Source organism: Micromonospora sp. NBC_00821 (genome assembly GCF_036347035.1).
Lineage (GTDB): Bacteria > Actinomycetota > Actinomycetes > Mycobacteriales > Micromonosporaceae > Micromonospora > Micromonospora hortensis.
This window is the reverse complement of sequence record NZ_CP108880.1, coordinates 559,685-573,144: the sequence shown is the minus strand read 5'-3', so window position 1 is coordinate 573,144 and position 13,460 is coordinate 559,685. Positions and strand designations below refer to the sequence as shown.

Sequence of the window (13,460 nt, the reverse complement as noted above, 5' to 3'; positions counted from 1 at the left end):
TCACAACTGATTCATGCAAGCCTGGCTATGCCAGCGGCACCGTCCGGTACTGCACAGCGACAGTGCGCGCCCCCGGCGGCGGGTCCCCCTGCCTCCGCCGCGGGTGATACGGCCTGAGCAGCGCCAGCACCGCCTCGTTCAACTCGGCCAACTCCTCGGCGGTGAGCAGCAACAGCGTGTCGGTGAACAGGGCCGTCTCGTACCACTCGGCGGGCTCGTCCCCGGCGCGCCGCAACCAGTCCCGGGTCCGCTCCATGGCCCGGACCGCATGCGCCTCCACCAGCGCCTGCTCGGCCGCGCGCGCCTCAGGCCCGGCATCCCGACCCGCCTCGACCAGCACACTCACACTCGGCACGCGCCACAGCCGCTCGCGCGCGTCCCCCCGGCTCGGCGCCTGCTCGACCAGGCCGAACTTCGCCAGCGCCCGAAGGTGGTAACTGGTTGCGCTCGGCGACAACCCGACGATCTCGGCACACTCGGTGGCGGTCCCACCACTCTTGCGACTGTTCAGGTACTCCATGATCGCGATCCGGGCCGGATGGGCCATCGCCCGCATCACCTGGGGGTCGCTGATCGTCATCCGGCGCGAATCGGAGCGGGCCTCGGTCATACACCCATGATCCCGGCAGCCCCGCCAACCTGCCATCACCCCCGCGCCCCGCTCGGACCACCGCGCGTCGGCCACGCCTTTGCCTTCGGCCGCGAGCAGGCGGATTTGACGGCGGGCACGGCTTGGCGGGGTGGCCTGAATAGGCGAGCGTGCCTGGCGTCGCCGTGGCTTGGCGTGGCTTGGCCTGGCGTGGCGTGGCGTGAGCGCGGCGGGGCGAGGCGGCTTCGCGGCACGGCGGTTCGGCGGCGCGGCTTCGCGGCGCGGCTTCGCGGCGCGGCTTCGCGGCGCGGCTTCGCGGCGCGGCTTCGCGGCGCGGCTTGGCGGCCGGACAAGCGGGCACATCACGATGATCGACGACATTTAGTTGGCTCATCGATCAGGGCGACTCCAAGTTGTCGTACACCAGTTCTATTCTGCTTTTATGGTGGAGGCGTTGGCGCAGGTGGATGGGGCAGTTGACGACTGCGCCGAGACCGCGCTCTGGGCGCTCTCCGATGACGAGTTGCTTGCTTCTCTCGACGCGACTCACGTGTTGGCGCAGCGGTTGGCCGCCGTTCAGCTCGGTCTGGTCCGCGAGTTGGACGGTCGTGGGCTGGCGGTCACCCAGGGCGCCTCGTCCACCGCTGTCTGGCTTCGGGAACGGCTCCGGCTCTCCGGTCGCAGCGCGCGCCAACTGGTCCAGCTCGCCGCCGTCATCGACGCCGCCCCGCCAGCGGTGCGCGACGCGCTGCTCGGCGGCGCCATCACCGTCGAGCAGGGTCGGGTGGTGGCCGAGACGATCGCCGCCCTCCCGGTCGAGGCCGGTCCCGAGGTGGCGGACAAGGCCACCCAACTACTGGTCACCTGGGCCGACCGTTTCGATCCGACAAGCCTGAGCCGGCTCGGCGAGCGCGTCCTCGCGCACGTCGCCCCGGAATTGGCCGACCAGGCTGAGTTGAAGGCACTGGAGCGGGCCACCGAGCGAGCCGAGGCCCGCCGGCACGTCACGCTCTCCGAGCAACGGAACGGCCAGGTACGCCTCAGCGGCAACCTCGACACCGAAACCGCGAGCCTGCTACGCGAGGCGATCGACCCGCTCTGCGCCCCAGCCGGTGAGCAGGATGACCGCAGTCCTGGTCAGCGCCGCGCCGACGCGTTGGGCGAGATCTGCCGACTGGCGTTACGTACCGGTCAGCTGCCCGACAACGGCGGTGACCGTCCTCAGCTGGTGGTGAGCGTTTCGCTGGAGGAACTAGTCAACGGCGTACGCGCAGGAACACTGGAGACCGGCACGCGCCTCACCCCCGGTGCGGTCCGCCGCCTGGCCTGCGATGCGGGCGTGCTGCCGGTCGTGCTGGGCGGCAACAGTCAGGTCCTGGACGTCGGCCGGCAGCGCAGGCTATTCACCGGCCCGTTGCGGCGCGCGCTGGTCCTGCGGGACGGCGGTTGCGCCTTTCCTGGTTGTGATCGGCCGCCGAGATGGTGCGACGGTCACCACATCCGACATTGGGCCGACGGCGGGGTGACGGCGCTGGGCAATGCGGTGCTGCTCTGTGGCTACCATCACCGGTTCATCCACCGCGGCGACTGGACGGTCCGTCTCGCGGCGGACGGTCGACCTGAATTCCTCCCGCCCACTTGGCTGGACCCACAGCGCACCCCGCGTCGCAACCTCTACCACCTGCGCTGCTGATTCCGGCAACCACGCCGGCGCCGCCCGCGCCCACATCTTGCGACGGCCGTTACCGCAGTCGCCACCGTCACCGCGCCTTGCCGCCGCGACCGCCTTGCCACCGCCACCGCGGTCGCCACCGCCACGGCCTCACCACCGCCGCCCCAGCACCGCGCCTTGCCACCGCCGCCTTGCCACCGTCACGGCCTCACCACCGCCACCTCGGCACCGCGCCACCGCCACCGCCACCGCCTTGCCACCGCCAGGGCCTCACCACCGCCACCTCAGCACCGCGCCTTGCCTGCCACCGCGGTCGCCACCGCCACGGCCTCACCACCGCCGCCTCACCACCGCGCCTTGCCACCGCCGCCTTGCCACCGTCACGGCCTCACCACCGCCACCTCAGCACCGCGCCTTGCCTGCCACCGCGGTCGACACCGCGGTCGCCACCGTCATCGCGACCGCGACCGCGGCCCCGACCCCGACCTCGACCTCGACCTCGACCTCGACCTCGACCTCGACAAGCCTGCTGTCCCTGCCGCCTCAGCCGTGTCCTCCGGTGATCGACTCGGCTTCCTGAAAACCGGGTTGTCGCACCGGCCCAGACACCGCGACTTCCTGAAAGTCGAGTGGATCACCGGCGTCGCGCGGGTCGCGGCGTGAGACAGCACGGCACGGCGGGGTGCGCGATCGCCCAGCGACACTCGACCGGCAACACGCCGTCTCGGACGGGTGGTCGCGTCGGTAATTCGCTGGATACGTCGGGTTGGGGAGCGTAGGGTTGCAGCCCGCTTGACGGCCGAGGTGAGCTGCACCGGAACGGACGTCTTCGCGCCGGGCGGGCGGCCATCCGCCCCCGGACACGCGAGCGCGCAGCAGATGTGAACGATGGGACGTCAGCATGCCCGCACTGGACCTCGACACCCAGCTCGACACCGACACCGACACCGACACCGACACCGACCTCGACGCGGACCTGGCCGCCGAACGCGAACACCTCACCACCTCGCGGGCCGCGCTGGGTCGGATGCGGGAGCGGGCCGAGTCTCTCTTCGCCACCGGTGACCAGGTGGCCGGCGATGCGTACGCGGCCGAGACGCTCGGCCGCACCCTGGCCCGCCGGGTCGCCGAGCTGGCCGACGACCCGACCACTCCGCTCTTCTTCGGCCGCCTCGACTTCGCCGGCGCCACAAACAACAGCAGCACCACGGACAACGGCACCACCAACGGCAGCGCCACGGACAACGGCAGCGCCACGGACAACAGCACCACCACGGACTACGGCAGCGCCACGGACAACAGCACCACCACGGACTACGGCAGCGCCACGGACAACAGCACCACCACGGACTACGGCAGCGCCACGGACAACAGCACCACCACGGACTACGGCAGCGCCACGGACAACAGCACCACCACGGACTACGGCAGCGCCACGGACAACAGCACCACCAACAGCGGGAGCACCAACCGCAGGCCCACCAACAGCGGCACCGGCAGGCCCGCCAACGACCCGACCGACCCCGACACCAGCGGTGATCATCACGGTCGGCGGTATCACGTGGGGCGGCGGCATGTCACCGATGAGCGTGGTGAGCCGTTGGTGCTGGACTGGCGGGCCCCTGTCTCCCGTTCGTTCTACCGGGCCAGTGTGCGGGATCCGCAGGGGGTCGCGGTTCGGCGGCGGTTCGGGTTCAGCAACGGCGTTCTGACCAGCTTCGAGGATGAGCGGCTGGATCGAGGCGAAGAACTCGGTACGACCAGTCGGATCCTCACCGCCGAGATCGAGCGGCCACGCGTCGGGCCGATGCGGGACATCGTCGCCACGATCCAGCCGGAGCAGGACGAACTGGTTCGGGCTGACCTCGCCGACTCGATCTGTGTGCAGGGCGCGCCGGGTACGGGGAAGACGGCTGTGGGTCTGCACCGGGCCGCGTACCTGCTCTACTTGCATCGGGAGCGGTTGCGGCGGGCGGGTGTGCTGATCGTCGGGCCGAACCGGGCGTTCCTGTCGTACATCGCGGCGGTGCTGCCGGCGCTCGGTGAGGTCGAGGTCGAGCAGGCCACGGTGGAGGAGTTGATCTCCCGGGTGGCGGTTCGGGCGGTCGAGGCGCCGGCGGTGGCCGCGCTCAAACACGACGTACGGATGGCGAGCGTGCTACGGCGCGCGGTGCAGGGGCAGATCGGCAGCCCGACCGAGTCGATCACCGTGTCGGACGGCTCGTTCCGCTGGCGGATCGGGGTGGAGCCGTTGCACCGGATCGTCGAGGAGACCCGCCGGGAGGGGCTGCCGTACGGCACGGGTCGGGAACGTGTCCAGGCGCGGGTGGTGAGCCTGCTGCAACGGCAGGCCGAGGCGCGGCGTGCGGAGTCGCCAAGCGATGCCTGGCTGCGCCGGATGAGCCGCTGCCGGCCGGTACTCGATTTCCTGGACGCGGTCTGGCCGGCGCTCACCCCGGAAGGGCTGGTGCACGGCCTGTTCTCCGACCCGGACCGGCTCGCCGCCGCGGCGGACGGCCTGCTCAGCGACGCCGAGCAGACCCAACTCCGCTGGACGAAGCCGGCCCGCACGCCGAAGGCGACCCGGTGGACCGCTGCCGACGCGGTGCTTATCGACGAGGCGACCGGGCTGCTGGAACGGCTCTCCGGGTTCGGGCACGTGGTGGTGGACGAAGCGCAGGACCTCTCCCCGATGCAGTGTCGGGCCATCGCTCGGCGCAGCGAGCACGGCTCGGTCACGCTCCTCGGTGACCTCGCCCAGGGCACCGCGCCGTGGGCGGCGACGGACTGGAGGGAATCCCTCGCCCATCTGGGCAAGCCGGACGCGGTGGTGGTCCCGTTGACAGTCGGTTTCCGGGTGCCCGCCGCAGTCGTCGCATTCGCGAACCTGCTGCTCCCGGCGCTCGCGGTTGACGTACCGCCGGCCGAGTCGCTGCGCCACGACGGCGGCCTGGACGTGCGTACGGTGACCGACCTGACGTCGGCAACGGTGGCCGAGGTGCGCGCGGCGCTCGCACACGACGGCTCGGTCGGTGTGATCGCCGCCGACGACGCGGTCGACGGCCTGCGCGCGGCGCTGGCCGAGGCCGGTGTCGAGACCGCGACCGCCGACGACGTGGCGGCCGCGGAGCGGGTCACAGTGGTGCCGGCGACGCTGGTCAAGGGCCTGGAGTACGACCATGTGGTGGTGGTCGAGCCGGCCGCGATCGTCGCGGCCGAGCCGCGCGGGCTGCACCGGTTGTACGTGGTGCTCACCCGGGCGGTGTCCCGGCTGGCGGTGCTGCACGTTGCGCCGCTGCCCGCACCGCTCGTCGGCGGGTCAGCCGGCTGACAGGGCGGCCGCGACCTCCCGCAGCGGGCGGCCGGAGTCGGCCAGCGACACGTGGAACGACAGCCACGACCCATCGGCGAAGTCGATCCGCAGTCGCTTCCAGTTCAGCCGGTACCTGCCGAACCGGGCGGTGACAGCCGTGCGCGGGACGGACCCGAGCAGTTCGATGTCGGCTTGGGCCCGTTCGTCCGCCGCCGAGTTGGAGAGCAGCCCGACGGGTGCTGTCGCGCCGAGCAGCAGCCGCTGGTCGGTGACCCCCAGCACGAGGGTTCGCAGGCCGGAGCCCTTCGTCGCCACGGTCACCGCATGGTGCAGCACGGACGCCTGGGAATCTGGCTCGCCTCGACCTCCGACACCGAAGAAGAGCCAGTCGACGGCGTTGTCCGCCCGACCGAAGGTGATGTTCGGTGACAGCACGTTGAGCAGGACACCCAGGAAGCCCGGCCCACCCGTGGCGGGTGGCGTCGACGGCTGCGGGGGCGGCGCCGGGGTCAGCCCGCTGCCGACTCGCACCTGGGCCACCGCGCGCACCTGCTCCCCGGCCGCGAGCAGTCGGGTGATCCCCTCGACGTACCGTGCCTGACTCTCGTCGGCCGTCATCAGCGCCCCTCGTGGTCGGCGGATCGGCGCGGACCGGCGCCTGGGTCGCCGATGACCTCGCCGACCAACTCCCGGACCAGGGCCGCTGCGGCCTCCTGCGCCCGGTTCGCGGCTGCGGTGAACTCCTCGGCCAGGCTGTAGGAGTCCAGACGCATCGCCCGCGCGTTCAACTCCGTATAAACGATCTTGCCGTCGGCCGCGGCGGTGACTCGCACCAGGCCGGAGTCGCTGACGCCCTCGGCGCTGGTCTGCTCCAGCTCCGCCATCCGGTCGGCGAGTTGCCGCTGCCATCCGTCCAGGTTGCGAGCCAGCGCCTCGATGCGGTCCAGGGCGGGGAAGGTCATGGCTGCCTCTCAGTTCACGATGGAGTCGAAGACATTCTGCACACCCACTGTGTACGGGCCCAGGTCCTCGCTGTACGTGCCGTCCACCAGGTAGTTGCGGTCCTTCTGCCCGTCGGAGATGTCGTGCAGGCCCACGCCGGTGTCCAGCAGAGCGCCGCCGAAACCGGGGATGTTGACCGGCGAGACCTGGTTGATGACGAACTTGCCCGGAAAGAGGGTCTTGAACTTCTCGACCTGGAAGGCACGCCCCTCGGGCGTCCAGCCGCCCTTGCTGAGCAGCTTGTACTGCTTCTTCCGCTGCTTGAGCTCCATGACTGTGTCGGCGTACTTGCGGAGCTGCCCGGCGACCTTGCCCAGCCGGGCGGCGAGGCGGGTGAGCACCTCGGCGAACCGGGCGACGATCTTGACCATCCGACCCACTGTGGTGGCCAGCCGGGCCAGCACCCGGACCACTGTGGCGGCCAACGAGACGCCGGCGCTCAGCGCCGCGGCCACCGCCGCGATGATCACCTCGGTGAGGAACCAGAGCAGGAACTCGAGGATCAGCTCGACCAGCAGGTTGAACGCGTCCACCGCCGCGTTCGCCGCCTCGACCAGCACGTCCTTGGTGCCGTCGAGCCCCTGGGCCAGCTCCTCGATCGCCGCCTCCACCGACTCCATCGAGGCATGGAAGCCCTCGGCGGCGTCGCCCGTCCAGGCACCGCGCAACCGGGCCCGGTCGGCGATCTGGTCACCGGCGATCTCCCGTACCGCCGCGCCGGTGTCCAGGCAGAGCTGTGCGGCCCGCATCAGGTCGTCCGGTTCGCCAGCGACCAGCTCCAGGAGCTGCTCGAACGGCCAGAGCACCGCGTTGGAGAGCGGCTTGAAGGGTTCGGGAGTGCCCGAGACGATCTGCTCGAAGTAGGTCTTGTTGCGCTGCAACGCCTCGGTGCTCACGCCGGCACCGAACCGTTCGGAGCGCTGGCGCCACCCGACCAGGGGCCGGGCGCGATGACGTCGGGAGCGGGTGGACGGCCGGGCACGAACAGGTCGGTGTTGGCCGCGTCGGTGCCGGTGTAGGCGGCGGCGGTGTCGGTGAGCCCCTCGGCGATGTCCGCCATCATCTCGGCGCCGTCGGCAAGCCCTTGCAGGCACGCCTCGAACTGCTCGGCGTACGTCGCCGCGAGGTTGAACGACGCCGGCATCACCCCGAAGGCGTGCCGGGGCACGTGCCCGTCGCCGAAGGCGCGGTGCAGCTCGCGGAAACGGGCCGCCCGATCCTTGGACCCGGCGGCGAACGCCGTCAGAGCCTCCGGCTGGACCTCCAGCTCATTGCTCGGGCTTGACACGGACCCTCCCCTATGGCCTGTGCGGCGAATCAGTCGCCACGACTGACCACCATAGGCATTGCTCGCCGTAATCGGGGGTCCCATCGGTGATGACGGGGTCACCCGTCTCGACTTTGTGTCTTAAAGTAGTTTGCGTGAACCCCGACGACGATTCACCACCCACTGACGCGGCGGCGGCGCTCCGGCTGATCCAGGACCAACGGTCGGCGACGGCACGCCGACTCGATCCCGACGCCCGCCTGCTCTACTGGCCGTGGGGTGTCGCCTGGCTGATCGGCTTCGGGCTGTTCTTCCTCCGGTTCACCCCTGGTGACCGGGCTCTGGTTGCACTGCCCAGCTGGCTGCCGCTGACCGTCCTCTTCGTACTGCTGCTGGCCGCTGCCGCAGTGCAGGCGACGGCCAGGGAGCGCGCCTACGACCAGGTGAGCGGCGACTCCGCCCAGCGTGGCCGCTGGTACGGGTACGCCTGGGGCCTGGGTTCGCTGGGCGTCTACGCCGGGCTCGGCCGGATCAGCGGGCACCTGCCGCACGATCTGGCGGCGCTGCTCTGGTCGACCACCTCGGTCGGGCTGATCGGCGCGCTGCAGATGGCGGGCGGGGCGATCTGGCTGGACCGGGATCTGTTCCGCCTCGGCGTCTGGATCAGCGTGATCAATCTGCTCGGCGCGTTCGCCGGACCGGGCTGGCACGCGCTGGTCATGGCGGTGGCGGGCAGTGGCGGGATCCTGGTGGCCGGCGCGCTCGCCCGGCGGCGACAGCGACAGCTGCCGTGACCGAGCTGGATCCGGTCATCCACGCGCAGGCCCGGCTGCGGGTGGTCGCCAGCCTCTCCGCCCTCGGCGAGGGCGACAGGATCGCGTTCCCCCGGCTACAGGAGCTGCTCGCGATGACCGCCGGCAACCTCTCTGTGCACCTGCGCAAACTCGAGGACGCCGGCTACGTGGAGATCAACAAGACCCATCGTGGACGCACCCCGGCGACCCTGGTCCGGCTCAGCCGGCGAGGCCGGCTGGCGTTCGAGGAGTACACCGAAGCGATACGCGCCCTGCTCGACCCCGCCCCGTCGAAGGAGCAGCCATGACCCTCGCCCGCGCCGACCAGGCCAGCCGCCGGTACGGCGACGTTCTCGCCCTCGACCGTGTCGACCTGGAAGTCCGGGCCGGTGAGCTGGTCGGCCTGCTCGGGCCGAACGGCGCCGGCAAGAGCACCCTGATGAACCTGCTGGTGGGTCTGCGCCGCCCCAGCTCCGGGCGGGTCGAACTGTTCGGTGGCGACCCCCGCGACCCGGCGAGCCGGCGGCAGATCGGGGTCACCCCGCAGGAGACCGGCCTGCCCGGCACGCTGCGCGTCGGCGAGGTCGTCGACTTCGTCTCCGCGCACTACCCCGACCCGGTGCCCCGGGCCGAACTGCTCGACCGCTTCGGTCTCGCCGACCTGGCCCGGCGGCAGACCGGTGGGCTCTCCGGCGGGCAACGGCGCCGGTTGGCGGTGGCGTTGGCGTTCGTCGGCCGGCCCCGGCTGGTGCTGCTCGACGAGCCGACCACGGGCCTGGACGTGGCCGCCCGGCACACCCTGTGGGAGGCGATTCGGGCATTCCACGACGACGGCGGCACAGCGCTGTTGAGCAGCCACTACCTGGAGGAAGTGGAGGCGCTCGCCCACCGGGTGGTGGTCATCGGGCAGGGCCGGGTGCTCGCCGACGACACAGTGGACGCGGTGCGCGGCATCGTGGGCGTACGCCGGGTCAGCCTGGTCGCCGACAACCTGCCCGACCTGCCCGGGGTGGTTCGCACCGAACGGGTCGACGGTCGGCTGCACCTGCTCACCACCGACGCCGACGAGCTGGTCCGAGCGCTGGTCACGACCCAGACCCCGTTCACCGACCTGGAGGTACGGCCGACCTCGCTGGAGGAGGCGTTCCTCGCCATCACCAGCGGAGAGGCGACCAGCGGCGACGTGCCCGCCGGCACCGGCCGACCCACCACCGCCGCTGCCGGCGGCCGACCCACCACAGTCTGAGGAGGCGACAGTGCAGCTCGCCCTGGTCCACGCCCGCTACCAACTCCTGGAGATCATCCGGATCCCGGTGGCCGTCTTCGGCAGCGCCTTCTTTCCGGCCGCCGCCATGATCTTCTTCGTGGTGCCGTTCGCCGGTGACGATCCGGTCGGCGCCACCTACGCCACCGCGTCGATGGTCACCTTCTCGGTGATGAGCGCCAACATCTTCCAGTACGGCGTCGGTGTCGCCGAGGACCGCGACCAGCCCTGGAACCCGTACACCCGGACCCTGCCGGCGGGGCCGGTCCCGCGGTTCGCCGGCCGGGTGCTGGCCGGCCTGGCGCTGACCTACCTCTCGCTGATCCCGGTTGTGGTGATCGGCGCGACGCTGACCGCGGCCCAGGTCACCCCGGCGGCGTTCCTGCTGGCCCTCGGCACCGTGGCCGTCATCTCGGTGCCGTTCACGCTGATGGGGCTCGCCATCGGCTACTCGCTGCCGAGCAAGGCGGCGATCGTGGTGGCACAGGTGCTCTTCCTGCCGCTGGCCTTCGGCGGCGGCCTGCTCTCCGCGCCGGGCGACGCGCCCGGGTTCATCGAGACGATCGCGCCGTACCTGCCCACCCGGGGCGCTGCCGAACTGATGTGGGCGGCGGCGACCGACTACGACGTGGAGCCGCTGGCAGTGATCATGCTCGGTGTCTGGGTGGTGCTGCTCGCCGCGCTCGCCGGCTGGGCGTACCGGCGGGACGAGGGTCGCCGGTTCAGCTGACGATTCGTCCGTTTCCGCCCCGGGCCGCGGCGGGACGGTGCCAGGATTCCGGCAGGGGGCCGCCGTGGCCGCCCGGGCCGAGAGGGGTCTTGACGTGAGCACCGTCCCGCCGGGTACGCCCTGCTGGGCCGACCTGGCCACCCCGGACCTGACCGACGCGCGGCGTTTCTACCCGGAGCTGTTCGGGTGGACCGGTCAGGTCACCCCGGAGCCCGAGGCGGGCGGCTACACGGTCTTCCTGCTCGACGGTAAGCCGGTGGCCGGCGCAGGCCCGCCCGCGATACCGGACCAGATTCCGATCTGGTCGACGTACCTCGCCACCGACGACGCCGAACTGGTCGCCGGCCGGGTCGAACGGGCCGGCGGGCAGGTCGTCGTGCCCCCGTTCGAGGTCTTCGACAGGGGCTGGATGGCGGTCTTCGCCGACCCGGCCGGCGCCACGTTCAGCGTCTGGCAGCCGCTGGCCATGGCCGGTGCCGAGGTGTTCAACGTGCCGGGCGCGATGAGCTGGAACGAGCTGGTCACCCCCGATCCCGAAGGCGCGAAGGTCTTCTACGAGCTGGTGTTCGGCTGGCAGCCCGACGACCAGGCGGTGGGCGCGATGACGTACACCGGGTGGCGGCTCGGGACGCAGATCGTCGCCGGGATGATGCCGCCGCTGGCCGACGACTTCCCGGCCGACCTGCCCGCGTACTGGACTGTGTACTTCGCGGTGGCCGACGCGGACGCCGCCGCGGCCCGCGCCGCCGAGCTGGGCGGAACGATCCTGGTCCCGCCCCGCGACATCCCGGCGGGCCGCTTCGCCGCCCTGCGCGACCCCCAGGGCGCCCTCTTCTCCGTCATCGACCTGGGCCCCTGACCCAGCGCCTGCGTGCTCAGGGGCGGGTGGGGCGGACGGGGACCACCAGCGGGCCGTGGGCGCCGGGGACCACCCGGACGCTGGCCCGGTAGTGGGTGGCGAGCAGCTCCTCGGTCAGCACCTCGGACGGAGTCCCGGCGGCCACCACCTGACCGGCGGCGAGCATCACCATCCGGTCGGCGTACTCACCGGCCAGGGAGAGGTCGTGCATCGTGGCCAGGACGGTCAGGCCGTGCTCGCGGCGTAGCTGGTCGACGACTTCGAGCACGTCCTGCTGGTGGCCGATGTCGAGCGCGCTGGTCGGCTCGTCGAGCAGCAGCAGCGTCGCGCCCTGGGCGAGCGCGCGGGCGAGGAACACCCGCTGCCGTTCGCCGCCGGAGAGGGTGGCCAGTTCGCGATGGTGGAAGCCGGCGAGGTCCAACCGCCCCAGCACCTCGTGCACGGCGTCGACGTCGGCTGTCGACTCCCGGCCCAGGGTCGGGATGTACGGGGTGCGGCCGAGCAGCACGTAGTCCAGCACCGACATGCCGGGCGGCACCACCGGGGACTGCGCCACAGTGGCCACTATCCGGGCGCGGTCCCGACGGCGCAGCGCGGCACTCGGCGTACCGAAGAGAGTGATCGCCTTCGGCGCGGGCAGCAGGCCGCCGACGGCGCGCAACAGGGTGGATTTGCCGGCGCCGTTCGGGCCGATCACCGTGACCCACTCGCCGACGGCGACGGTGAGGTCGACGCCGGTCAGGATCGGCGTGCCACCGAGGGCGACGTGCAGCCCGCGCACCTCGACGGCAGGCGCACCGGCGGCGGGCTCGCGGCTGGCGGGTTCGCGGCTCACGTGAGCACTCGCCGGGCGGTCCGCAGCACGAGGACGAAGAACGGGCCGCCCAGCAGGGCCGTCACCACTCCGATCGGCAGCTCGGACGGAGCGGCGACGGTGCGGGCCACCACGTCGGTCAGGGCCAGGAACGCGCCGCCGAACAGCAGTGACATCGGCAGGATCACCCGGTAGCTGGACCCGGCGAGCAGCCGGACGGTGTGCGGCACGATGATGCCGACGAAGCCGATCAGGCCGGTCGCGGAGACCGCCGCCGCGGTGCCCAGCGAGGCGGCGGCGATCAACAGGTATCGGGTGCGCTGCGGGTGCAGGCCCAGACTCCTCGCCTCGTCGTCGCCGACCGCGAGGACGTCCAGCTCACGGCGGTGCAGCAGCACCACCACAGTGGTCAGCGCGGCGTACGGCAGCACCAGCAGCACGTCGTGCCATCCGGCGGTGGCCAGCCGGCCGAGCAACCAGGAGTAGACCGGCTGGATGCTGTCGGCGTGTCGTTGCAGGAGGTACGTCTGCCCGGCGGAGAGGAACGCGGAGACCGCCACCCCGGCCAGGATCAGCATGGCCGGTGACCCGCGTCGCCCACCGGCCGCGCCGAGCACGTAGGTCATCGTGACGGCGAGCAGCGAACCGGCGAACGCGGCCAGCGGAATGGTCATCGGCAGACCGGAGAGCGTGCCCTGCCGGCCGGCGCCGCCGAGGGCGATCGCCGCGGTGACCGCGAGGCCGGCGCCGGCGGCCACACCGAGCAGGTACGGGTCGGCCAGCGGGTTGCGGAACACGCCCTGGTAGCAACCACCAGCGAGGGCGAGCAGACCGCCGACGAGCAGGCCCAGCACCACCCGAGGCAGGCGCAGCTCGGTGACGATCGCGATCTCACGCTCGGTCAGCCCGCTGTCGAGGTGCACCCCGGGAAACAGGTTGAGCAACTCGGCGGCGACGCTGCCCGGGGGCAGGCTCACCGGGCCGAGCGACACCCCGACGACGAGCGCGACGAGCACCGCGACCAACCCCGCGACCAGCCACCGCATGCGCAGCCCGGCCGGCCGGGCTCCAGACGGCAGCCCGGCCGGCCGGGCCACGGAACGTGGCTCGGCCGGCGAGGACGACGGCGGCGGCTCGGCCGGCCGACCGGTTGGTG

15 protein-coding genes are annotated in these 13,460 nt (G+C 71.9%); 8 read left to right on the top strand and 7 right to left on the bottom strand.

Annotation, left to right across the window (positions count from 1 at the left end):
- Nucleotides 1-25 precede the first annotated feature (25 nt).
- A complete protein-coding gene (locus tag OHB44_RS02730) occupies nt 26-610 on the bottom strand; it encodes a winged helix-turn-helix domain-containing protein (protein WP_238684817.1) in 585 nt (194 codons plus the stop codon).
- 421 nt (nt 611-1,031) lie between these two features.
- Here OHB44_RS02730 and OHB44_RS02725 point away from each other — a divergent pair, with 421 nt between their 5' ends.
- The 3 genes from OHB44_RS02725 (at nt 1,032) to OHB44_RS02715 (ending at nt 5,592) form a co-directional block, all read left to right on the top strand.
- Entirely contained in the window at nt 1,032-2,282 is a 1,251-nt protein-coding gene (locus tag OHB44_RS02725) for an HNH endonuclease signature motif containing protein (protein WP_330439539.1), read from the top strand.
- A 276-nt stretch (nt 2,283-2,558) separates the two neighbouring features.
- Nucleotides 2,559-2,924 (top strand): hypothetical protein, encoded by a 366-nt coding sequence (locus OHB44_RS02720; RefSeq protein ID WP_330439538.1) that lies wholly within the window; start codon nt 2,559-2,561, stop codon nt 2,922-2,924.
- A 364-nt stretch (nt 2,925-3,288) separates the two neighbouring features.
- Nucleotides 3,289-5,592 (top strand): AAA family ATPase, encoded by a 2,304-nt coding sequence (locus tag OHB44_RS02715; RefSeq protein ID WP_442932682.1) that lies wholly within the window; start codon nt 3,289-3,291, stop codon nt 5,590-5,592.
- Here OHB44_RS02715 and OHB44_RS02710 read toward each other — a convergent pair.
- From OHB44_RS02710 to OHB44_RS02695, 4 genes are read right to left on the bottom strand one after another with little or no spacing between them, the layout of a single operon-like run.
- Nucleotides 5,581-6,192: a hypothetical protein gene (locus OHB44_RS02710; RefSeq protein WP_330439536.1), complete on the bottom strand. Its 612-nt coding sequence runs from the start codon at nt 6,190-6,192 to the stop codon at nt 5,581-5,583. The genes OHB44_RS02715 and OHB44_RS02710 overlap by 12 nt on opposite strands.
- Entirely contained in the window at nt 6,192-6,536 is a 345-nt protein-coding gene (locus tag OHB44_RS02705; RefSeq protein ID WP_330439535.1) for a YbaB/EbfC family nucleoid-associated protein, read from the bottom strand. The genes OHB44_RS02710 and OHB44_RS02705 overlap by 1 nt, the downstream gene beginning before the upstream one ends.
- Before the next feature lie 9 nt (nt 6,537-6,545).
- On the bottom strand, nt 6,546-7,472 hold the full coding sequence (locus OHB44_RS02700) for a WXG100 family type VII secretion target (protein ID WP_238687144.1): 927 nt from the start codon (nt 7,470-7,472) through the stop codon (nt 6,546-6,548).
- On the bottom strand, nt 7,469-7,864 hold the full coding sequence (locus OHB44_RS02695) for a type VII secretion target (RefSeq protein WP_266303957.1): 396 nt from the start codon (nt 7,862-7,864) through the stop codon (nt 7,469-7,471). The genes OHB44_RS02700 and OHB44_RS02695 overlap by 4 nt, the downstream gene beginning before the upstream one ends.
- Nucleotides 7,865-7,998: 134 nt before the next feature.
- Here OHB44_RS02695 and OHB44_RS02690 point away from each other — a divergent pair, with 134 nt between their 5' ends.
- The 5 genes from OHB44_RS02690 (at nt 7,999) to OHB44_RS02670 (ending at nt 11,490) form a co-directional block, all read left to right on the top strand.
- Complete coding sequence (locus tag OHB44_RS02690; protein WP_330439534.1) at nt 7,999-8,637, top strand: transporter; 639 nt, start codon at nt 7,999-8,001, stop codon at nt 8,635-8,637.
- Nucleotides 8,634-8,945, top strand: coding sequence for a transcriptional regulator (locus OHB44_RS02685; protein WP_238687147.1), 312 nt, complete (start codon nt 8,634-8,636; stop codon nt 8,943-8,945). Before OHB44_RS02690 ends, OHB44_RS02685 begins: the two co-directional genes overlap by 4 nt.
- Nucleotides 8,942-9,883 carry an ABC transporter ATP-binding protein gene (locus tag OHB44_RS02680; protein ID WP_330439533.1) on the top strand — a complete coding sequence of 314 codons (942 nt, stop codon included), beginning with the start codon at nt 8,942-8,944 and terminating at the stop codon, nt 9,881-9,883. The genes OHB44_RS02685 and OHB44_RS02680 overlap by 4 nt, the downstream gene beginning before the upstream one ends.
- A gap of 10 nt (nt 9,884-9,893) precedes the next feature.
- Nucleotides 9,894-10,631 (top strand): ABC transporter permease, encoded by a 738-nt coding sequence (locus tag OHB44_RS02675; RefSeq protein ID WP_330439532.1) that lies wholly within the window; start codon nt 9,894-9,896, stop codon nt 10,629-10,631.
- 94 nt (nt 10,632-10,725) lie between these two features.
- Entirely contained in the window at nt 10,726-11,490 is a 765-nt protein-coding gene (locus OHB44_RS02670; RefSeq protein ID WP_091395664.1) for a VOC family protein, read from the top strand.
- A 16-nt stretch (nt 11,491-11,506) separates the two neighbouring features.
- Here OHB44_RS02670 and OHB44_RS02665 read toward each other — a convergent pair whose 3' ends face one another.
- Nucleotides 11,507-12,325 (bottom strand): ABC transporter ATP-binding protein, encoded by an 819-nt coding sequence (locus OHB44_RS02665; protein ID WP_238687150.1) that lies wholly within the window; start codon nt 12,323-12,325, stop codon nt 11,507-11,509.
- Nucleotides 12,322-13,350: a FecCD family ABC transporter permease gene (locus tag OHB44_RS02660; protein WP_238687154.1), complete on the bottom strand. Its 1,029-nt coding sequence runs from the start codon at nt 13,348-13,350 to the stop codon at nt 12,322-12,324. The genes OHB44_RS02665 and OHB44_RS02660 overlap by 4 nt, the downstream gene beginning before the upstream one ends.
- Nucleotides 13,351-13,460 lie beyond the last annotated feature (110 nt).

Excerpts from the sequence above, each read along its gene's own strand:
- OHB44_RS02730 (WP_238684817.1), bottom strand. The coding sequence starts at position 610 with ATGACCGAGGCCCGCTCCGATTCGCGCCGGATGACGATCAGCGACCCC.
- OHB44_RS02725 (WP_330439539.1), top strand. The coding sequence starts at position 1,032 with ATGGTGGAGGCGTTGGCGCAGGTGGATGGGGCAGTTGACGACTGCGCC.
- OHB44_RS02715 (WP_442932682.1), top strand. The coding sequence starts at position 3,289 with ATGCGGGAGCGGGCCGAGTCTCTCTTCGCCACCGGTGACCAGGTGGCC.
- OHB44_RS02710 (WP_330439536.1), bottom strand. The coding sequence starts at position 6,192 with ATGACGGCCGACGAGAGTCAGGCACGGTACGTCGAGGGGATCACCCGA.
- OHB44_RS02705 (WP_330439535.1), bottom strand. The coding sequence starts at position 6,536 with ATGACCTTCCCCGCCCTGGACCGCATCGAGGCGCTGGCTCGCAACCTG.
- OHB44_RS02680 (WP_330439533.1), top strand. The coding sequence starts at position 8,942 with ATGACCCTCGCCCGCGCCGACCAGGCCAGCCGCCGGTACGGCGACGTT.
- OHB44_RS02660 (WP_238687154.1), bottom strand. The coding sequence starts at position 13,350 with ATGCGGTGGCTGGTCGCGGGGTTGGTCGCGGTGCTCGTCGCGCTCGTC.